This window comes from Pseudomonas sp. DWP2-2 (assembly GCF_049897065.1).
Lineage (GTDB): Bacteria > Pseudomonadota > Gammaproteobacteria > Pseudomonadales > Pseudomonadaceae > Aquipseudomonas > Aquipseudomonas paracarnis.
Genome location: NZ_JAFCVN010000002.1, coordinates 565844 through 585756 on the forward strand (window position 1 = coordinate 565844; position 19913 = coordinate 585756).

General features: G+C 61.4%; 15 protein-coding genes. 7 read left to right on the top strand and 8 right to left on the bottom strand.

Annotated elements, in window-relative coordinates:
* Positions 1-185: 185 nt before the first annotated feature.
* Both ACP7CZ_RS06655 and nagZ read left to right on the top strand, forming a co-directional pair.
* Positions 186-893 carry a TetR/AcrR family transcriptional regulator gene (locus ACP7CZ_RS06655; protein ID WP_034126647.1) on the top strand — a complete coding sequence of 236 codons (708 nt, stop codon included), beginning with the start codon at positions 186-188 and terminating at the stop codon, positions 891-893.
* A gap of 135 nt (positions 894-1028) precedes the next feature.
* The gene (nagZ, locus tag ACP7CZ_RS06660; protein ID WP_070415481.1) at positions 1029-2039 is read left to right on the top strand and encodes a beta-N-acetylhexosaminidase; all 1011 of its coding nucleotides are present in this window, start codon (positions 1029-1031) and stop codon (positions 2037-2039) included.
* 101 nt (positions 2040-2140) lie between these two features.
* Here the strand turns inward: nagZ and ACP7CZ_RS06665 are convergent, their stop codons facing one another.
* From ACP7CZ_RS06665 to mfd, 3 genes are read right to left on the bottom strand one after another with little or no spacing between them, the layout of a single operon-like run.
* Positions 2141-4831 (bottom strand): DEAD/DEAH box helicase, encoded by a 2691-nt coding sequence (locus ACP7CZ_RS06665; RefSeq protein ID WP_034135100.1) that lies wholly within the window; start codon positions 4829-4831, stop codon positions 2141-2143.
* A 9-nt stretch (positions 4832-4840) separates the two neighbouring features.
* Positions 4841-5407 carry a CsiV family protein gene (locus ACP7CZ_RS06670; RefSeq protein WP_072446777.1) on the bottom strand — a complete coding sequence of 189 codons (567 nt, stop codon included), beginning with the start codon at positions 5405-5407 and terminating at the stop codon, positions 4841-4843.
* Between the two features lie 10 nt (positions 5408-5417).
* On the bottom strand, positions 5418-8867 hold the full coding sequence (mfd, locus tag ACP7CZ_RS06675; protein ID WP_054919946.1) for a transcription-repair coupling factor: 3450 nt from the start codon (positions 8865-8867) through the stop codon (positions 5418-5420).
* 340 nt (positions 8868-9207) lie between these two features.
* Between mfd and ACP7CZ_RS06680 the strand changes: the two genes are divergently transcribed.
* Positions 9208-10671 (top strand): glyceraldehyde-3-phosphate dehydrogenase, encoded by a 1464-nt coding sequence (locus ACP7CZ_RS06680; protein WP_032873405.1) that lies wholly within the window; start codon positions 9208-9210, stop codon positions 10669-10671.
* A 171-nt stretch (positions 10672-10842) separates the two neighbouring features.
* Here ACP7CZ_RS06680 and ACP7CZ_RS06685 read toward each other — a convergent pair whose 3' ends face one another.
* Positions 10843-11376 (bottom strand): chalcone isomerase family protein, encoded by a 534-nt coding sequence (locus tag ACP7CZ_RS06685; RefSeq protein WP_054899070.1) that lies wholly within the window; start codon positions 11374-11376, stop codon positions 10843-10845.
* A gap of 214 nt (positions 11377-11590) precedes the next feature.
* Here ACP7CZ_RS06685 and sthA point away from each other — a divergent pair, with 214 nt between their 5' ends.
* Positions 11591-12985 (top strand): Si-specific NAD(P)(+) transhydrogenase, encoded by a 1395-nt coding sequence (sthA, locus tag ACP7CZ_RS06690; RefSeq protein ID WP_003189670.1) that lies wholly within the window; start codon positions 11591-11593, stop codon positions 12983-12985.
* Positions 12986-13027: 42 nt separating this feature from the next.
* On the opposite strand, the gene ACP7CZ_RS06695 is transcribed toward sthA, so the two are convergent.
* Positions 13028-13750 carry a glycerophosphodiester phosphodiesterase gene (locus ACP7CZ_RS06695; protein ID WP_014717518.1) on the bottom strand — a complete coding sequence of 241 codons (723 nt, stop codon included), beginning with the start codon at positions 13748-13750 and terminating at the stop codon, positions 13028-13030.
* Positions 13751-13794: 44 nt separating this feature from the next.
* On the bottom strand, positions 13795-14373 hold the full coding sequence (locus tag ACP7CZ_RS06700) for a PilZ domain-containing protein (RefSeq protein WP_054899069.1): 579 nt from the start codon (positions 14371-14373) through the stop codon (positions 13795-13797).
* A 94-nt stretch (positions 14374-14467) separates the two neighbouring features.
* Between ACP7CZ_RS06700 and ACP7CZ_RS06705 the strand changes: the two genes are divergently transcribed.
* From ACP7CZ_RS06705 to ACP7CZ_RS06715, 3 genes are read left to right on the top strand one after another with little or no spacing between them, the layout of a single operon-like run.
* A complete protein-coding gene (locus ACP7CZ_RS06705) occupies positions 14468-15718 on the top strand; it encodes a lipoprotein-releasing ABC transporter permease subunit (RefSeq protein WP_054899068.1) in 1251 nt (416 codons plus the stop codon).
* A gap of 7 nt (positions 15719-15725) precedes the next feature.
* On the top strand, positions 15726-16409 hold the full coding sequence (lolD, locus tag ACP7CZ_RS06710; RefSeq protein WP_019818240.1) for a lipoprotein-releasing ABC transporter ATP-binding protein LolD: 684 nt from the start codon (positions 15726-15728) through the stop codon (positions 16407-16409).
* A gap of 60 nt (positions 16410-16469) precedes the next feature.
* Positions 16470-17714 (top strand): lipoprotein-releasing ABC transporter permease subunit, encoded by a 1245-nt coding sequence (locus tag ACP7CZ_RS06715; protein ID WP_014717521.1) that lies wholly within the window; start codon positions 16470-16472, stop codon positions 17712-17714.
* 123 nt (positions 17715-17837) lie between these two features.
* Here ACP7CZ_RS06715 and ACP7CZ_RS06720 read toward each other — a convergent pair whose 3' ends face one another.
* Together ACP7CZ_RS06720 and ACP7CZ_RS06725 are read right to left on the bottom strand one after the other, a co-directional pair.
* Entirely contained in the window at positions 17838-19187 is a 1350-nt protein-coding gene (locus tag ACP7CZ_RS06720) for a heavy metal sensor histidine kinase (RefSeq protein ID WP_054919941.1), read from the bottom strand.
* On the bottom strand, positions 19184-19864 hold the full coding sequence (locus ACP7CZ_RS06725; protein ID WP_020302902.1) for a heavy metal response regulator transcription factor: 681 nt from the start codon (positions 19862-19864) through the stop codon (positions 19184-19186). Before ACP7CZ_RS06725 ends, ACP7CZ_RS06720 begins: the two co-directional genes overlap by 4 nt.
* Positions 19865-19913: the final 49 nt, after the last annotated feature.

The following is a 19913-nucleotide window of genomic DNA, read 5'->3' on the forward strand; positions in this document are numbered from 1 at the left end:
CTCCGCTGGACGGTCATCCGTCAGCCGTCCTACAGAGCAGAAGCGGCGCTGCCTACAGAGCTGCGAGGATATGATTAAATAGCGGTGAAACAGATGACCGACCAGCCGCAAAGCGGACCCGCAGGCTTGACAAGACACACTCTGAAACGTATGTTTCAAACAAGTGTTTGTCAGGCGGAGTAGCCATGGCCCAGTCGGAAACCGTTGAACGCATTCTCGATGCTGCCGAGCAATTGTTCGCGGAAAAAGGATTTGCTGAAACTTCATTGCGTCTGATCACCAGCAAGGCTGGGGTCAACCTGGCCGCCGTGAATTACCACTTCGGCTCGAAAAAGGCTCTGATCCAGGCGGTGTTCTCACGCTTTCTGGGCCCGTTCTGCGCAAGCCTCGACCGTGAGCTGGAACGCCGCCAGGCCAAGGCCGATCACAAGCCCAGCCTGGAAGAGCTGCTGGAAATCCTCGTGGAGCAAGCGTTGGTCGTGCAGCCCCGTAGCGGCAACGATTTATCGATCTTCATGCGCCTGCTTGGCCTGGCGTTCAGCCAGAGCCAGGGCCACTTGCGCCGTTATCTGGAAGACATGTACGGCAAGGTGTTCCGCCGCTATATGCTGCTGGTCAACGAAGCGGCGCCGCGTATTCCGCCTATCGAACTGTTCTGGCGTGTGCATTTCATGCTCGGTGCCGCAGCTTTCAGCATGTCGGGTATCAAGGCGTTGCGGGCAATTGCCGAGACCGATTTCGGTGTGAACACGTCCATCGAGCAAGTCATGCGCCTGATGGTGCCGTTCCTTGCCGCTGGCATGCGCGCCGAAACCGGCGTCACCGACCCGGCCATGGCCACCGCCCAGTTGCGCCCGCGCAGTAAAACCGTACCGGTCGCCGCCAAGGTTTGATCGCTGCGGGTGGGCGCGGTCGCTTGCATCCGCTAAGCTAGCCGCCATGCCGATTTCAGCTATTTATTCACAACCCGTCGTCCTTGCCCTGCCTGGCAGGGACCACGGGTTGTGTGCGTTATTTAAGGAAGGTTTATGACTGCTGCCCTGAAAGGTTCTTTGATGGTCGACGTCGCCGGTACCTGGCTCACGGCCGAGGATCGTCATCTGTTGCGCCAACCGGAAGTGGGCGGCCTGATCATTTTTGCGCGCAATATCGAGCACCCGCGTCAGGTTCGCGAATTGAGCGCAGCCATTCGCGCAGTGCGCCCGGACCTGCTGCTGGCTGTGGATCAGGAAGGCGGCCGCGTACAGCGTCTGCGCCAAGGCTTCGTGCGCCTGCCGGCCATGCGTGCGCTGGCGGATAACCCCAACGCTGAATACCTGGCTGAGCAGTGCGGCTGGATCATGGCCACCGAGGTGCTGGCGGTGGGCCTGGACCTGAGTTTTGCCCCCGTGCTGGACCTCGACTACCAACGCAGCGCCGTGGTCGGTACCCGTGCTTTCGAAGGCGACCCCGAGCGCGCTGCCGTGCTCGCGGGCGCATTTATCCGTGGCATGAACAGCGCCGGCATGGCCGCCACCGGCAAGCACTTCCCTGGCCATGGTTGGGCCGAGGCCGATTCCCACGTCGCCATTCCCAATGACGAGCGCAGCCTGGAACAGATTCGCGCCAACGACCTGGTGCCTTTCGCACGCCTGAGCAAGCAATTGGCCGCCGTGATGCCGGCGCACGTCATCTACCCGCAGGTCGATGCCCAGCCTGCTGGTTTTTCGCGTCGCTGGTTGCAGGACATCCTGCGCGGTGAGTTGCAGTTCGACGGGGTGATCTTCAGCGATGACCTGTCCATGGCCGGGGCCCATGTGGTCGGCGATGCGGCCAGTCGTATCGAAGCGGCGCTGACCGCCGGTTGTGACATGGGCTTGGTGTGCAATGACCGTGCGGCGGCCGAGCTGGCGCTCAGTGCAGCACAGCGGATGAAGGTCACGCCATCGGCGCGGATTGCGCGTATGCGTGGGCAGGCGGTTGCCTCGACGGACTATAAGCAGGACCCGCGTTGGCTGACAGCGCTTATTGCGTTGCGTGATGCGCAGTTGATCGACTGAAAACCGAAGCGCGGCCATCGCAGGCAAGCCAGCTCCCACATTTTGATTTGTGAATACATTCAGGTGTGGGAGCTGGCTTGCTCGCGAAGGCGGCCTAACAGTCAGCGCTTCTCTTGCTTGTTGGGCAACGGCGCAAACAACGCTTCAATCTCGTCATTGCCCAACTGCCAATCCCCCGTGGTTCGCCCATCCAGCACGCCCGCAGCCAGATCGGACTTCTCCTTCTGCAAATGCTGGATTTTCTCCTCCACTGTGCCCCGGGCAATCATCTTGTACACGAACACCGGCTTTTCCTGCCCGATGCGGTACGCACGGTCGGTGGCCTGGTTTTCCGTGGCCGGGTTCCACCAGGGGTCATAGTGGATAACCGTGTCGGCTTCGGTCAGGTTCAAGCCGACGCCGCCGGCCTTCAGGCTGATCAAAAAGATTTGCAGCTTGCCGCTCTGGAAGTCTTTCACTGGTGTACGTCGATCCCGGGTCTGGCCGGTCAGCAGGGCATAGGCAATGCCGCGCTTTTTCAGTTCGGCCTCGATCAGGCTCAGCATCGAGGTGAACTGTGAGAACAGCAGGATCCGGCGGCCTTCGGCAAACAGCTCGTCGAGCATGTCCATCAGGCTGTCGAGCTTGCCCGAGCTGCTGCCACGCGCGGGCAGGGTGGCGTCGTTGACAAGGCGCAGGTCACAGCATACCTGGCGCAGTTTGAGCAGGGCTTCGAGGATGATGATCTGGCTGCGAGCCACGCCCTTGCGGGTGATCTCGTCGCGGACCTTTTTATCCATGGCCAGGCGCATGGTTTCGTACACGTCGCGCTGGGCCTCGTTGAGGTCGACCCAGTGGATGATTTCGGTCTTGGGTGGCAGTTCGGTTGCCACTTGTTCCTTGGTGCGGCGTAGCAGGAAGGGTTTGATCCGACCGTTTAGGTGCTGCAATCGCACCTCGCTGGCACGTTTTTCAATCGGCACGCGGTAATCACGGTTGAAGCTCTTCACGTCGCCCAGCCAACCCGGCAACAGGAAGTGGAACAGCGACCACAGTTCGCCCAAGTGGTTTTCCAAAGGCGTGCCGCTCAGGCACAGGCGCTGGCGGGCATTCAGCTCGCGTGCGGCCTGGGCCGCCTTGCTGGACGGGTTCTTGATGTACTGCGCTTCATCGAGGATCAAGACGTGCAAGGGCAGGGCGGCGAGCTGTTCAATGTCCTTGGGCAGCAGGGCGTAGGTGGTCAGCAACAGGTCGTAGTCATTCAGGTTGGCGAAATGTTTCTTACGTCCTGCGCCATAAAGTGCCTGCACTCTCAGCTGCGGGGTGAAGTGCGCCGCCTCATCGAGCCAATTCGGAATCAGGCTGGTAGGCATCACGACCATGCACGGCCGATCAAGGCGCCCTGCGTTTTTTTCGGTGAGGATGTGCGCCAGGGTCTGCAAGGTTTTGCCCAGGCCCATGTCATCCGCGAGTATCCCACCCACCTCCAGTTGGCGCAGCGACTGCATCCAGCTCAGACCTTCCAGCTGGTAGGGGCGCAAGGTCGCATTCAGACCTTCGGGCGCCACGCAGGTGAAATCCTTGATATCGCGCAGACGCTGGGCGAAGTTGCGGATCTTCTCGCCGCCTTCCCATTGCAGTGGCAGGTCTTCCAGCGGGTTGAGGCGTATGGCGTCGGCCTTGGCCAGGCGCAGCGCGGTGGTGCCGGCTTCCTGCAGGTAAAACTCGCCGAGGGTCGCCAGCACCGGCTTCAAGCGGCCGTAGGGCAGCGCCACTTGCAGCGGGCCGTGGCCGTTGGGCAGGCCGGGGATGTTCACTAGGATCAGCTCTTCATCGCGGCGCCGCGCCAGTTTCTCCGGGTTGAGGATCTCGGTGTGGGAGCGCATCAGGTTCAGCAGGATCGGCAGCAGGCTCAAGCGTTCGCCGTTGACGATGATGCCCAGCTCCAGGTCAAACCAATCGCGTTCCGGCCCTTCATCGACCGTGGCATACCAGTCATCGACGGGGCTGAGGTCAAAGCCGAAGTCTTCATCGATCTGCAGCTCCCAGCCCTCGGCACGCAAAGTGGGCGACACATTGAGGGTGAAGTTCAGCCAGGCACTGTCATTGACCATTTCGAAGAGCTCGCCGGCGCTTTCCGGCAGGGCCTTGCTCTGGCGCGTGGCGATCTTGAAGCCAAGCAGGCGCAGGTGTTCGCGATAGGCCTGTTCTTGCTCGGGATGGCGCTTGATCCGCAGGCTCTGCGTCTCCTGGCGCACAATAATGTCAGCATTTTTTTGCCCGCTGACATAGTTGCCCAGGTAGTTGAACGACAACGCTGCACGGTGCTGGATATAGCGCTGCATCTTGCCGTTGCGCGGCTCGAACGCGCTGAATTCCACGCTGGCCAGCCACAGGCGTGGCACCGGTTGCACGTCGTCCATCACCACCTGCGGCAGGACAACGCGGTTATCGAGCACGGCCTGGAGTTTTTCCAGCAGTTGCGCATCCTGGGCCGCTGCCGGGTAGGCCAGGGTTTCCTGAACCTTGAGCAGCACCGCCGCGATGTGTTTGCAGTTGGTGTGCACCGGGCACGTGCAGCGGCTGTCCACCAGGATCAGCAGGCCCTTGGCCGATTCGCGCAGTGAGATGGTCTGGCGGTAAACATTGCCGCCCGAGCCTTCGCAACTGGCGGTGATGGTGCTGTCGCCGCACTCGACGATGCGCACGCGGTTCTCCAGGGCGTAGCGTCGCCCGCGCTCGAGGCTTTGCTCTTTGAAGCGATTGGCCCACGAAGGGGCCAGGGGTTTGGTCAACGACGACGTCAGGGGCATGGCGCGCAATCAGTCCTGAAGGTCGGGCGGTGGTGCGCTGGGTGGCTTGGCGGTCAGCGAGGTGATCTTGATCAGCAGCGCCAGGTGGCCGCCGTCCAGGTAGTTGAGCTGGTTGTTCTTGGTGCGCACGTCTTTCTGGCTCAAGTGTTCGCTGGCGATCACGCTGCCGTTGCCATCGAACTGGTTGATCCAGAAGTCCGCGTCGATATCGGTAAAGCGCCCCAGTTGTAGGCTCAACACCCCTTCGATAGGGAACTGGCCGAATTGCTCCTGGCCGTCGGTGATCGCCACCTTCACCGCTTGCTCGCCAAGGTTCTGTTCCCAGGCCTTGTGGGCCAATACCGTGTAGTTGGCGTCGGCGCGCAGCTTGTCGACGATATTGCCCAGGCGCGGCGGGCTCATCCGCTCACCCAGGCGCGGCGCTCCGGCATCCCAGTTTTCCGGCGCGGCGCGGCTACTGATCACCGGCTCTGCATTCTGGCGCACCAGGATCATTTCCACCTGATACAGGCTGTCGGCAAAGGCCGAAGGTGCGAGTACCACCAACAACAGGCTCAAAATGCGGAACACGCGCATGGGGGCGTCCTTAAACGGATTTCGGAATGAGGCGTTCAAACAGCGCCTCCAAAGTGTTGAAGCGTTCTTCGGCGCGTTCCATCGGCACCATGAACTTGAACAGCGTAGCCCCTTCGAACTTGTAGCGGTTGGGCTGGCCCTGGATCAGCTTGATCAGCACCAACGGGTCGACCGGCGTCTGCGCTTCGAATTCGATACGCCCGCCTTGCGGCCCTGCGTCGACTTTCTTGATGCCCAACTGCTCGGCCTGCAACTTGAGCAGGGTCAGGCGCACCAGGTTCTTGGTCGGTTCAGGCAGCAGGCCGAAACGGTCGATCATCTCTACCTGCAAGTCCTTGAGGCCTTCTTCGTCGGCCGCCGAGGCAATGCGCTTGTACAGGATCAACCGTGCATGCACATCCGGCAGGTAGTCTTCGGGAATCAACGCCGGCAAGCGCAGGTTGATCTCCGGGCCGCCGCCCAAGGGTTGGTCGAGGTTAGGTTGTTCGCCTTTGCGGATGGCTTTTACCGCGCGTTCGAGCATCTCCATATACAGCGTGAAACCCACCGCCTGGATCTGCCCGCTCTGGCCGTCGCCGAGCAATTCACCGGCACCCCGGATTTCCAGGTCATTGGTGGCCAATACAAAGCCGGCACCGAGGTCCTGGGTATTGGCGATCGCTTCCAGGCGTTTTTCCGCATCGGAAGTGATCTGCTGGCGCGGCGGTGTGAGCAGGTAGGCATAGGCCTGGTGGTGACTGCGCCCGACGCGACCGCGCAATTGGTGCAGCTGCGCCAGGCCGAACTTGTCGGCACGCTCGATGATGATCGTGTTGGCGCTCGGCACGTCGATGCCGGTCTCAATGATGGTCGAGGCGATCAGCACGTTGAAGCGCTTGTGGTAGAAGTCGCTCATCACCTGTTCGAGTTCGCGCTCGCGCATCTGCCCGTGGCCGATGGCGATACGGGCCTCAGGTACCAGTTCGGCGAGGTCGGCGGCGCATTTCTCGATGGTTTTCACATCGTTGTGCAGGTAATACACCTGGCCGCCGCGCAGCAGTTCGCGCAGCAGGGCTTCCTTGACCGTGCTCTTGTTCTGCTCCATCACGAAGGTGCGCACCGACAGGCGACGCGCCGGAGGCGTGGCGATGATCGACAGGTCGCGCATACCCGACACCGCCATGTTCAGCGTGCGCGGAATTGGCGTGGCGGTGAGGGTGAGGATGTCGACTTCACTGCGCAGGGCCTTGAGCTGTTCTTTCTGGCGCACACCAAAGCGGTGTTCTTCGTCGATGATCACCAGGCCCAGGTTCTTGATCTTCACATCGTCCGACAGCAGCTTGTGAGTACCGATGACGATGTCGATCTTGCCCTCGGCCAGATCGGCGACGGCGGCATTCACTTCCTTGGCGGACTTGAAGCGGCTCATCACCTCCACGGTCACCGGCCAGTCGGCAAAGCGGTCGCGGAAGCTGTTGTAGTGCTGCTGGGCGAGCAGGGTGGTTGGCACCAGGATTGCCACCTGGCGACCGCCGTGCACCGCAATAAAGGCTGCACGCATGGCCACTTCGGTCTTGCCGAAGCCCACGTCGCCACACACCAGGCGATCCATCGGCTTGGGCGCGAGCATGTCGGCGCGCACCGCTTCGATGGTGGTTTGCTGGTCCGGGGTTTCTTCGAAGGCGAAGCCGGCGCTGAAAGTGGCGTAGTCGGCTTTCGGGTCGGCGAACGCGTAGCCTTCGCGGGCAGCACGGCGGGCATAGATGTCGAGCAGTTCGGCGGCCACGTCGCGCACCTGTTCGGCGGCCTTGCGTTTGGCTTTCTGCCAGGTCTCCGAGCCCAGTCGGTGCAACGGCGCCAAGGCGTCGTCGCTGCCGGTGTAGCGGGCGATCAGGTGCAGGTTGGCCACCGGCACGTAGAGCTTGGCGCCCTCGGCGTATTCCATGGTGAGGAATTCGGCGGCCTGGTTGTCGATCTCCAGGGTCTGCAAGCCCAGGTAGCGGCCCACGCCATGGTCGATATGCACCACCGGCGCGCCTTCGCGCAGCTCGGTGAGGTTCTTGATCACCGCGTCGTTGTTGGCATCGGCGCGTTTTTCCCGGCGTCGGCGCTGCATCACGCGCTGGCCGAACAGCGGGCTTTCGGCGATCAAGGCCAGCGACGGGTCATCCAGCCGCAGCCCTTCGTCCAGCGGCGCGATGGTGATCGCCAGGCGCTCTTTGCTGGCGACAAAGTCAGGCCAGCTGTCAACGGTTTTCGGCCGCAGCTTCAGGCGTTCCAACAGCTCCAGCAGCACTTCGCGACGCCCGGCGGATTCGGCGGTAAACAGCACGCGGCCCGGGAAGTCACCGAGGAAGTTAGACAGCGCCTCCAGCGGTTGCGTGGCTTTGGCCTGGATCGCCAGATCGGGCAACGCGCTCGCCGGGAAACGCTCGCGGCCGCTGCCGGCGTCCACGTCCTGCTGGCTGGCGACCACACGCGGCCAGTTTTTCAGGCGCGCGAAGCAGTCTTCAACTGGCAGGAACAGTTCAGCGGGCGGCAGTAAAGGCCGTGATGGATCGACGCGGCGTTCTTCGTAGCGGTTGCGCACATCGTTCCAGAAGTTTTCCGCCGCCTGTTCGATACCCGGCAGGGAGAACACCTGGGTGTCCTGCGGCAGGTAGTCGAAGAGGGTGGAGGTTTCGTCGAAGAACAACGGCAGGTAGTACTCGATACCGGCAGGTGTAATCCCGCTGCTCAAGTCCTGGAAGATCGGGCAGCGACGGAAGTCGACATCGAAGCGCTCACGAAAGCGCGCCTTGAAGCGTGTTACCGCGTCTTTTTGCAACGGGAATTCCCGCGCCGGCAGCAGCTTGATCGAGTCGACCTTGTCGATGGAACGCTGGTTCTCCGGATCGAAGGTGCGCAGCGTCTCGATCTCGTCATCGAACAGGTCGATGCGGTACGGCAACTTGCTGCCCATCGGGAACAGGTCGATCAAAGCGCCGCGCACCGCGAACTCACCGTGCTCGTACACCGTGTCGACGCAGCGGTAGCCGCTGGCTTCCAGGCGCGTGCGCATCTGCTCGACGTCGAGCTTCTGGCCCACGTCCAGCACCAGGCTGCTGCCGAGCAGGAACTTGGTCGGTGCCAGGCGGTGCAGGGCGGTGGTGATCGGCACCACCAGCACGCCGTGGGCCAGTTCGGGCAAGCGGTACAGGCTGGCGATGCGCTGGGAGATGATGTCCTGGTGCGGCGAGAACAGGTCGTAGGGCAGGGTTTCCCAGTCGGGAAAATGCAGCACCGGCAAATCCGGGGCGAAGAAGCTCAGCTCCTGCTCCAACCGTTCGGCACTTTGGCTGTCGGCGGTGAGCAGCAGGGTAAAGCGCTTGGCTGCGCTGGCAGCCTCGGCTATGGCCAGGCTCAGGGCGGCACCGGGCAGGTTGCCCCAGTGCTGTTTACCTGCCGCGGCAGGGAGTAACGGTAGACGCAGAACGGGCACGGAAGGTTGAGCTCCAAGCGTTGCGACAAAGTCGGTAATTGTAACGGCCCCAGGTGCCGCCTGTCAGTTGCTGACTGTGCCTATTACGGTTTGCAGGAAATGTAGTGGCTAAGACAAACAATGGCGGGTTTTGACTCAATATGTAGTGCCAAAAAGCGCGAATGTTTAGGAGAGTTACGGATAAGTCGGCCTGCTCGCCAAACTAGTGGCCTTCTGGAACCCGCGTGTTTCCTGGGCTGTAGCGCGGTGGTATTTTTTTGCAAGGGCTTTTTGTTGCCCTTCGCGCATTGCTCAACGCTCAGTCGGGCGACATAATGTAGCCCCTTTTTTCTGCCCCTACATGTGGAAGGTTCCCGTGACTCAGAAGCCCGACCAGTGTCTTGGTGAATGGATCGACCGTGAAGCACTCGCTGAAGCGATGATTCCGCTTATCGGTCAGCTGTACCGCAATAACAATGTGGTGAGCTCGATCTATGGCCGCAGCCTGATCAACCAGTCTGTCATCGCGATTCTCAAAGCGCACCGCTTTGCACGCCATCGCTCCGCCGACGACAGCGAACTCTCCGTCCACGAAACATTCCCACTGCTCAAAGCCATGAGCGAGCTCAAGCTCGGCGCGGCTTCGGTAGACCTGGGCAAGTTGGCCTACAAATTCCGTAAAGAAGGTGCCGGCCGCACTGCCGAGCAGTTCGTACGTGAAGAAATGGCCGATGTGGTTGGCCAGCAAAACGCTGCCGCCCGCAAAGGCACCGATGTGGTGTTGTACGGCTTTGGCCGTATCGGCCGCCTGCTGGCGCGCATCCTGATCGAGAAAACCGGTGGCGGCGACGGCCTGCGCCTGCGTGCCATCGTGGTGCGCAAAGGCGCCGAGAACGACCTGACCAAGCGCGCCAGCCTGCTGCGTCGCGATTCGGTACACGGCTCGTTCAATGGCACCATCACCATTGACGAAGAAAACAACACCATCACCGCCAACGGTAACCTGATCCAGGTGATCTACGCGAAGAACCCGACTGAGGTGGATTACACCCAGTACGGCATCCAGAACGCCTTGCTGGTGGACAACACTGGCGTATGGCGTGATGCCGAGGGCCTGGGCCAGCACCTGGCTTGCCCGGGTGTCGACCGCGTTGTGCTGACCGCGCCTGGCAAGGGCAAGCTCAAGAACATCGTGCACGGCATCAACCACGCTGAAATCACCGCTGACGACAAGATCGTGTCCGCCGCTTCCTGCACCACCAACGCCATCGTGCCGGTGCTCAAGGCTGTGAATGACAAGTTCGGCATCGTTAACGGCCACGTTGAAACCGTTCACTCGTACACCAACGACCAGAACCTGATCGACAACTTCCACAAAGGCGATCGCCGTGGCCGTAGCGCCGCGTTGAACATGGTGATCACCGAGACCGGTGCTGCCACTGCCGCTGCCAAGGCTCTGCCTGAGCTGGCCGGCAAGCTGACCGGTAACGCGATCCGCGTACCGACGCCGAACGTTTCGATGGCCATTCTCAACCTCAACCTTGAGAAAGCCGCCACCCGCGAAGAGATGAACGAGTACCTGCGCTACATGGCGCTGCACTCCGACCTGCATAAGCAGATCGACTTCGTCAATTCCCAGGAAGTGGTCTCCACCGACTTCGTTGGCTCGCGCCATGCTGGTGTGGTGGACGCGGAAGCGACCATCACCCAGGACAACCGTGTTGTGCTGTACGTGTGGTACGACAACGAGTTCGGCTACAGCTGCCAAGTGGTTCGCGTGATGGAAGACATGGCTGGGGTCAACCCGCCTGCGTTTCCGCGCTAAGCCTTTGCGCTGAATGAAGAAGCCCCGACTGGTTCGGGGCTTTTTTATGGCCGTGGGTTTTGTGGTGTCTGGGAGGGCCTTATCGCAGGCAAGCCAGCTCCCACAGTTGAACTGCATTTACCTGTGGGAGCTGGCTTGCCTGCGATGACGATGGAACCGTCCACGCCGCCATCACTTGAATAGCGTGTTGCGCAAACTGTCCGACAGCCCTTTGGGCGCCAGCCAGATACCCAGGTAGGCCTTCGCTAATTCAGCGTCCGGGCTGCTGAACACCACCTGCCCATTAATCTCCAGATTCAACCCGCGCCCCGGACGAAAATCCAGGGCGTAGCGATCACCGCTGCGAATATCCCGAAAGCGCGCGTGCAGCTTGGCTATCTCTGGGTTCAACCCGGCATTGGCTTGCTGGCGCTCCAAGGTGACGGTGGCCGCCTTGATCACATCATCGCGGTCAATGTCGCGAAAGTAATACAGCGCCAGGCGCACAGCCTTCTGCTGGTCCCAGGCCTGCTTTGCCGGCAGGTCAGCGGGTGCATACAGCGCGGCGGCATACACCTCCGCCCAGAGATAGTTGAACACCGCCTGGTTTTTCAGGGCCAGCCCCTCGACCTGTGCGGGGAAGCTTGCCTGCTTGAGCCGCTGTGCGTCGTTGGCGTGCGCCGTGAGCGACACCATCAGCATCAAACAGAAAAATAGTTGTCGCATAATGGCTCATCCTGAATTCGGCGCTGATGTGCGTCCTGTAGTATGGCAACACTGGCCTACGACGCGACCAAGGGTTAATGTTCGCGGCGCTCGGCCTTCTATAGACTGTGCCCCGGTTCACACACTTGAGCCAAATTGTCCTTCATGCTCGCTGGCCGCGGCATGATTTAGCCCGGCGTCCAATCGTACGCCTGGCCTGTTCTGAGGAGTACGCATGGCTGTCTACAACTACGACGTGGTGGTACTGGGTTCCGGCCCAGCTGGAGAAGGTGCGGCGATGAACGCTGCCAAAGCAGGGCGCAAGGTGGCGATGGTTGATAGCCGTCGCCAGGTCGGCGGTAACTGCACCCACCTGGGTACCATCCCGTCCAAGGCGTTGCGTCACTCGGTACGGCAGATCATGCAGTTCAATACCAACCCGATGTTCCGGGCCATTGGTGAGCCGCGCTGGTTCTCGTTCCCGGACGTACTGAAAAGCGCTGAAAAAGTCATCTCCAAGCAAGTCGCCTCGCGTACCGGCTACTACGCCCGTAACCGCGTCGACCTGTTCTTCGGCACCGGCAGTTTTGCCGATGAGCAAACCGTCGAAGTGGTCTGCGCCAATGGCGTGGTCGAGAAACTGGTGGCCAAGCACATCATCATCGCCACCGGTTCGCGCCCGTATCGCCCGGCGGACATCGATTTCCACCACCCGCGTATCTACGATAGCGATACCATCCTGAGCCTGGGCCATACCCCGCGCAAACTGATCATCTACGGCGCCGGCGTGATCGGCTGTGAATACGCCTCGATCTTCAGTGGCCTGGGTGTACTGGTCGAGCTGGTGGACAACCGCGACCAGTTGCTCAGCTTCCTCGACTCGGAAATCTCCCAGGCGTTGAGCTACCACTTCAGCAACAACAACATCACCGTGCGCCACAACGAAGAGTACGAGCGGGTCGAAGGCCTGGACAATGGGGTGATCCTGCACCTCAAGTCCGGCAAGAAGATCAAGGCCGACGCCTTGCTGTGGTGCAACGGCCGTACCGGCAACACCGACAAGCTGGGCATGGAAAACATCGGGGTCAAGGTCAACAGCCGTGGCCAGATCGAAGTGGATGAGAACTACCGCACCTGCGTGCCGAACATCTACGGCGCCGGTGACGTGATCGGCTGGCCAAGCCTGGCCAGTGCCGCCCATGACCAGGGCCGCTCGGCCGCTGGCAGCATTGTCGACAATGGCAGCTGGCGCTACGTGAACGACGTGCCGACCGGGATCTACACGATTCCCGAGATCAGCTCGATCGGCAAGAACGAGCACGAACTGACCAAGGCCAAGGTGCCTTACGAAGTGGGCAAGGCGTTCTTCAAGAGCATGGCGCGTGCGCAGATTGCCGGTGAGCCGCAAGGCATGCTGAAAATCCTGTTCCACCGCGAAACCCTGGAAGTACTCGGCGTGCATTGCTTCGGCTACCAGGCCTCGGAGATCGTGCACATCGGCCAGGCGATCATGAACCAGCCAGGTGAGCAAAATACCCTCAAGTATTTCGTCAACACCACCTTCAACTACCCGACCATGGCCGAAGCCTATCGGGTAGCGGCCTACGACGGCCTCAACCGGCTTTTTTGAGCGGCTCCGGCCGGTGGCCTGAGCCGGCCGGGGAGACCGATTTCAGTAATTCTCGAGGGTGGCAGTGGCCAAACCGGGAAAGTCTGTAATCAGGCTATCTACGCCGAAGTCGGCGAGCCTGCGCATCAGCGCAGGTTCGTTGACTGTCCACACGGACACATGCAAGCCCTGGCGCTGGGCTTTTTCCAGCCGCTCGGGGGTGCACAGCGTCCAGTTCAATGCCAAATACTCACAGCCGTAGTTCTGCGCGACCTTCAGCGGGTCGAGCCAGGCATATTCGGCGACCAGCCCGCGTGACAGGTCCGGGGTGAGTTCCACGGCGGCCTTGAGCACTTCCCGCGAGCTTGACGTGACCGTGACCTTGTCCATCAAGCCAAAGCGCACAGCCATTTCGCGAATCGCCAGCACAGTGGTGGCGGCACGGGTACGCGAGGCGCTTTTGACTTCCAGTTGCCAGTGATCGAAGTCGCACTGTTCGAACAACTCCTCCAGGCGTGGAATCGGGCAGGGGCTTACCCAGCCTGGGCCGCCTTTGCGCGCGTCCATTTTCACCAGATCAGCCGCCGAGTACTCGACGACCTTGCCGCGCCGGTCGGTGGTGCGCTTGAGGGTCGGGTCGTGGATGACCATCAACTCGCCGTCCATGGACAGGTGCAAGTCCAGTTCGCAACGACGTACGCCGTGTTTGAGACATTCCTGAAAACTGGTCAGGGTATTTTCCGGTGCTTCGCCTTTGGCACCGCGGTGGCCGTAAATCAGGGTCACAGTTGCTCCTTTGCGCCAGGATGGCTGGCGTCGTGAATACGCATTCAGAGGTCTTCGCTTTGTTCTCGCGCCAGGCGGCGTTCCTGGGCCTGTTTCTGCAGGATATAGCGCGCCAGCAGTTGGCGTTGGGCGTCGGTCATGGACTCGAACTCCGTGCCCACATCAAAGCCGTCGCCCTTGGGGTCGCAATGGGTCACCCGCGCGCGCAGCAACAGGCCGAGCGCCTGGGGCATCAGCACCAGCTTGACCGCCAGGTGAGTGTCGGCGGCCAGCGGTGTCGGGTGCTGGAAGTCGATGCCGCCCTCGGAGAGGATCACCGGTTGCGGCGCACCCACCTCGTTCAGCAAACCGCGAGCCATGACCTGGCTGAGCAGATCCAGGCGTTTGTTCTGCACTTTGAGGAAGGCCGCCAGGCTGCGGTCTTTCTCGCTGATCTGGCGCAGCAGGTGCTGGGCTTCGAATTCGCTCAAGTGCAGCTCGCTGAGCAGATTGAACAGCGGTGAATCATCCAGCAACACTTCCTTGCTCGCCGCGTCGGGGCCCGACAGGGGTTTGATTTGAAGTGCGATCATGTCGTCGATACGGTAGTATTCGCGGCGCTCTTCTTCATCTAATGTCGACATGGCGAACCCCAGGTAACGGTAATGGTCTGAGTGTAAAGCTGCTGACCAGACCCCGCCACCGGGACGTCTTCTTTTCCTCCGAACAAGCCCCGACATGTTCAGACCTCTCTTCGTATTTATCGGCACGCGTTATACCCGTGCAAAGCGTCGCAATCATTTTGTGTCGTTCATTTCCTTGACCTCGATGATCGGTCTCGCCCTGGGCGTGGTCGTGATGATCGTGGTGCTGTCGGTGATGAATGGCTTCGATCATGAGATGCGCACCCGCGTGCTGGGCATGGTGCCCCACGCGACCATCGAGGGCGATGCGCCCATCAACGACTGGCAAAGCCTGGCCGCCAAGGTCCAGCAGAACCCCAAGGTGGTGGCGGTAGCGCCGTTTACCCAGATGCAGGGGTTGCTGACCAATGACGGCAAAGTGCAGAAGATCCTGCTCAACGGCATCGACCCGGCCCAGGAGCGCAACGTCTCGATCATCGACAAGTTCATGCTGCAAGGTAAGCTCGACGAGCTGTCGCCGGGCAGCTTTGGCATCGTCATCGGTGACAAGGCCGCGGCCAAGCTGGGCGTAGAGGTTGGCGACAAGCTGACCTTCGTCGCCCCGGAAGTCACCGTGACCCCGGCCGGCATGTTCCCGCGCATGAAGCGCTTTACCGTGGTGGGCACCTTCCACGTCGGCGCTGGCGAGATCGACGGTTACATCGGCCTGACCAATCTCACCGACCTGGCCCGCCTGCATCGCTGGCAGCCCGACCAGGTGCAGGGCCTGCGCCTGAAATTCAACGACCTGTTCGATGCGCCGCGCGGCGCCTGGGAAATTGCCCAGCACCTGGGTGAAACCGAGTACTACGCTCGCGACTGGACCCGCACCCACGGCAACCTGTATCAGGCCATCCGCATGGAAAAAGCCATGATCGGCCTGTTGTTGTTGCTGATCGTCGCCGTGGCGGCCTTCAACATCATCTCCACGCTGGTGATGGTGGTGAACGACAAGAAGGGCGACATCGCCATCCTGCGTACGTTGGGCGCCACGCCGGGGCAGATCATGGCGATCTTCATGGTGCAGGGCACCGTGATCGGCGTGGTCGGCACCTTGATCGGCACGGCGGTGGGCATTCTGGCCGCGCTGAACGTCAGCGCCGCCATCGCCCTGCTTGAAAAGGTGATCGGCCACAAGTTTCTCAACGCCGACGTCTACTTCATCGATTACTTGCCGTCCCAGGTGCAAACCCAGGACGTGCTGATGGTGGGCGGCGCTGCGTTGGTCCTGAGCTTCCTTGCCACCCTGTATCCAGCCTGGCGCGCGGCACGTACCCAGCCAGCACAGGCATTACGTTATGAGTGAATCGGGCATGAGTGAAAAAGCAATCCTGAGCTGCCGCAACCTGGGCAAATCCTACGAGGAAGGCCCGGAGTCGGTGGTGGTGCTGTCCAACCTGCAGCTTGAACTGCACCCTGGCGAGCGTGTGGCGATCGTCGGCAGTTCCGGTTCCGGCAAGAGTACCTTGCTCAACCTGTTGGGCGGCCTCGACACGCCGTCCCAGGGCAGCGTATGGCTGGCCGGTGAAGAACTCTCGGCCTTGAATGAAAAGGCCCGCGGCCAACTGCGCAACCGCTCGTTGGGCTTTGTGTACCAGTTCCACCACTTGCTGCCGGAATTCACCGCCCTGGAAAACGTGTGCATGCCGCTGTTGATTGGCAAGACCGCGATTCCTGAAGCGCGTCAGCGTGCCACGGCCTTGCTCGAGCGCGTCGGCCTCGGCCACCGCCTGGAGCACAAGCCAGCGGAGTTGTCCGGTGGTGAGCGCCAGCGCGTGGCGATTGCCCGTGCCCTGGTGAACAACCCCGGCCTGGTGATGCTCGACGAGCCGACCGGCAACCTCGACTCCCACACCGCCCAGGGCATCAAGGACTTGATGCTGGAACTGAGCACCCAGATGCGCACCGCGTTCCTGGTGGTGACCCATGACATGAGCATGGCCCGGCAGATGGACCGCGTACTGCATTTGCAGGAAGGTCATCTGGTCGCTATCTGACCTGTTGCAAGCCCGGTTTTTTGAGGTCGGGCTTTTTCATTTTTCCAACGGTGCCCGCGAATGTTCAGACCGTTATCGATTTTTATCGGCACGCGCTATACCCGCGCCAAGCGCCGCAACCGTTTTGTCTCGTTTATCTCGATGACCTCGATGATCGGCCTCGCCCTGGGCGTATTGGCGATGATCGTAGTGCTTTCGGTGATGAACGGCTTTCAGCGTGAAATGAGCTCACGCATCCTCGGCATGGTGCCCCACGCCACCATCGTCGGCGTAAAGCCGATTGATGATTGGCAGCCGGTGGCCGCGGCCGCGATGAAGAATCCGCAAGTCACCGCCGCTGTGCCCTTCACCCAGATGGATGGCATGTTTTCCTATAAGGGCGCGATGCAGCCCATCGAGATCAGCGGCGTCGACCCGGCTCAGGAAGGCAAGGTGTCGATCGTGGCCCAGCACATCGTGCGCGGCAAACTCGACGACCTCAAGCCCGGCGAGTTCGGGGTGGTGGTCGGTGATATCACTGCACGGCGTTTTCGCCTGAACGTGGGCGACAAACTGACCCTGATCGTGCCGGAACTCAGCAGCGCCCCGGGCGGTATCACCCCGCGCATGCAGCGCCTGAATGTGGTGGGCATCTTCAAGGTCGGCGCCGAACTGGATGGCTCCATGGCCCTGATCCACATGGCCGACGCCGCTGAAATCCAGCATTGGCAGCCCAACCAGGTGCAAAGCGTGCGCCTGGCGGTGAAGGACCTGTATGCAGCGCCCAAAGTCTCGGCAGATATCGCCGCCAGCCTGGGCGCGGCTTATAAGCCGGATGACTGGACCCACACCCAGGGCAGCCTGTTCAGCGCGATGAAAATGGAAAAGACCATGATCGGCCTGCTGCTGCTGATGATCGTCGCCGTGGCCGCGTTCAACATCATCGCCACCTTGATCATGGTGGTGAACGACAAGGGCGCGGACATCGCCATCCTGCGTACCATCGGCGCCACACCTCGGCAGATTATGGCGATCTTCATGGTGCAGGGTACCGTGATTGGTGTGGTCGGCACCTTGATCGGCGGCGTGCTGGGGGTGATTGCGGCGCTGAACGTGAGTGAGCTGGTGGGCTGGCTGGAGCGGGTGAGCGGGCAGCATATCTTCAGCTCGGATGTGTACTTTGTCAGCAACCTGCCTTCGGAGCTGCAAGGTGGGGATGTGTTGCTGATTTGCTCGGCGGGGTTTGTGTTGAGCTTCTTGGCGACGATTTACCCGGCGTATCGGGCGGCGAAGATTGAGCCGGCGCATGCGCTCAGGTATTCGTAACCTGATCGTCTGATCGTTCCCACGCTCCGCGTGGGAATGCCTCACCGGACGCTCCGCGTCCGCTGTTGGGACGCAGAGCGTCCCTGAATGCATTCCCACGCGGAGCGTGGGAACGATCAGCAATCAGCAGTCGCCCTTGGGCAACTCAATCACAAACCTTGTCCAGCCCGCCTGCGACTCACAATAAATCCTCCCGCCATGCGCGCGTACAATCGACTGGGTAATCGCCAACCCCAGCCCCGCATGTTCACTGCTGCCTGCGCGCCTCGACGGGTCGGCTCGGTAGAACCGGTCAAACAGCCTCGGCAGTAACGACGCAGGAATGCCTTCCCCGCTGTTCTCAACCGTCAGTGTCACGCCACTCTCGATCCGCACCCGCACTTCACCGCCCGGTGGGGTAAACCGCAGCGCGTTATCCAGCAGATTCGACAAGGCCCGACGCAACATACCGCGATCGCCCATCGTCTGGGCGGTGCCTTCGCGCACCAGCGTCACCTGTGCGTCCTCCGCCAGCAGGGTAAAGAACTCCAACAGTGCGTCGACCTCATCGCCCAAATCCAGAGCTTCTCGGCTGGGCATCAGCAAGCCGTGGTCAGCTTTGGCCAGGTACAGCATGTCGTTGACCAGTTGCGCCATCCATTGCAGCTCTTCCAGGTTGCTGTGCAGCGCCTCGCGGTAATCCTCCAGCGGGCGTGGCTGGGTGAGGATGACTTGGGTCTGGGTCAGCAAGTTGGACAGCGGTGTGCGCAGTTCGTGGGCAATATCTGCGCTGAAGGCGGACAGGCGCTGGAACGCATCATCGAGGCGGGCCAGCATGGCGTTGACGGCCTGGGCCAGTTCCGCGAGCTCCACCGGCATTTGTTCTTGGGGTAAGCGTTGCGTGAGGGAGTGGGCGGAGACACTGGCGGCCACTTCGCCCATGCGCCGCAGCGGTCGCAAGCCACTGCGCGCAGCCCAGGCGCCGAGCAGGGCAGTGGCCAGGGCCGAGAGGCCGACGGTCAGCCAGATCAAGCGTTGCATGCGTTGCAGAAAGTGCTGGTGGTGGGTGATGTCGAGGATCAGGGTCAGTTGTGGCGAATCCAGTTGGCTGGGCGTCAAGGGCGCGATGAATACGCGATAGTCGGTGCCTGCGTATTGCAGGCTGTGCAGGCCGGGTGCTTGGGGCAAGGGAAGGTGTGGCGCGCCGTCCAGCCAACGTTGACCCGCCCCGGTGATGCGCAAGGTGAGGTCGGGCTGGTGATCGAGTTCGGCGCGCAGTTGAGGGGTTCGCCGGGCGAGGTCTTCCGGTGAGGCGACACCTTGCAAGGTGCTGCGCAGGGCTACCAGTTTGCTTTCGAGCTGTTGCTGGTCCAGCTCCATGAAGTGCGCCTCGCTGGCCCGGTTGAACAACACTCCGGCGATCAACGAGACCACCGCCGTGCAGGCGGCAAACAGCAGCGCCAGGCGGCTGGTCAGGGACAGGCGCTTGATCACGTGAACCGTTCCTCCAGCACGTAACCCATGCCGCGCACGGTGTGGATCAGCTTATTGGGGAAATTGTCGTCGACTTTCAGGCGCAGGCGGCGAATGGCGACTTCGATGATGTTGGTGTCGCTGTCGAAATTCATGTCCCACACCTGGGAGGCGATCAGCGTCTTGGGCAGCACTTCGCCCTGGCGGCGTAGCAGCAGCTCCAGCAGGGCGAACTCCTTGGCGGTGAGGTCGATGCGCTGGCCACTGCGCTCGACGCGGCGGCGGATCAAGTCCAGGCTCAGGTCGGCCAGTTGCAGCGTGGTCTCCTGCGGCGTGCTGCTGCCACGGCGCAACAAGGTGCGCACCCGCGCCAGCAGTTCGGAAAAGGCGAAGGGCTTGACCAGGTAATCGTCGGCGCCCAGCTCCAGACCATGTACTCGGTCTTCTACGGCATCGCGAGCGGTGAGGAACAGCACCGGGATGTCCAGGCCGGCACTGCGCACCGCCTGCAGGATTTGCCAGCCATCGCGGCCGGGCAGCATCACATCGAGGATCAATAAGTCATAGTCGCCCGTCAGCGCCAAGTGCTGGCCACTGGTGCCGTCGGCCACCAGTTCGGTGGTAAAGCCCGCTTCGGCCAGGCCCTGGCGCAGGTAATGACCGGTTTTGGGTTGGTCTTCGACGATCAGCAGTTTCATATCGGGCTCTTGATAGGGGCTATGTAGGAGCGAGCTTGCTCGCGAAAAA

Bases quoted from the DNA above. Each gene is read 5' to 3' on its own strand.
- ACP7CZ_RS06715 (WP_014717521.1), top strand. From the start codon at position 16,470: ATGTTCAGACCGTTATCGATTTTTATCGGCACGCGCTATACCCGCGCC.
- ACP7CZ_RS06725 (WP_020302902.1), bottom strand. From the start codon at position 19,864: ATGAAACTGCTGATCGTCGAAGACCAACCCAAAACCGGTCATTACCTG.
- ACP7CZ_RS06665 (WP_034135100.1), bottom strand. From the start codon at position 4,831: ATGCCCCTGACGTCGTCGTTGACCAAACCCCTGGCCCCTTCGTGGGCC.
- ACP7CZ_RS06700 (WP_054899069.1), bottom strand. From the start codon at position 14,373: ATGTCGACATTAGATGAAGAAGAGCGCCGCGAATACTACCGTATCGAC.
- ACP7CZ_RS06680 (WP_032873405.1), top strand. From the start codon at position 9,208: ATGTGGAAGGTTCCCGTGACTCAGAAGCCCGACCAGTGTCTTGGTGAA.
- ACP7CZ_RS06655 (WP_034126647.1), top strand. From the start codon at position 186: ATGGCCCAGTCGGAAACCGTTGAACGCATTCTCGATGCTGCCGAGCAA.
- nagZ (WP_070415481.1), top strand. From the start codon at position 1,029: ATGACTGCTGCCCTGAAAGGTTCTTTGATGGTCGACGTCGCCGGTACC.
- ACP7CZ_RS06685 (WP_054899070.1), bottom strand. From the start codon at position 11,376: ATGCGACAACTATTTTTCTGTTTGATGCTGATGGTGTCGCTCACGGCG.
- sthA (WP_003189670.1), top strand. From the start codon at position 11,591: ATGGCTGTCTACAACTACGACGTGGTGGTACTGGGTTCCGGCCCAGCT.
- ACP7CZ_RS06670 (WP_072446777.1), bottom strand. From the start codon at position 5,407: ATGCGCGTGTTCCGCATTTTGAGCCTGTTGTTGGTGGTACTCGCACCT.
- lolD (WP_019818240.1), top strand. From the start codon at position 15,726: ATGAGTGAAAAAGCAATCCTGAGCTGCCGCAACCTGGGCAAATCCTAC.
- ACP7CZ_RS06705 (WP_054899068.1), top strand. From the start codon at position 14,468: ATGTTCAGACCTCTCTTCGTATTTATCGGCACGCGTTATACCCGTGCA.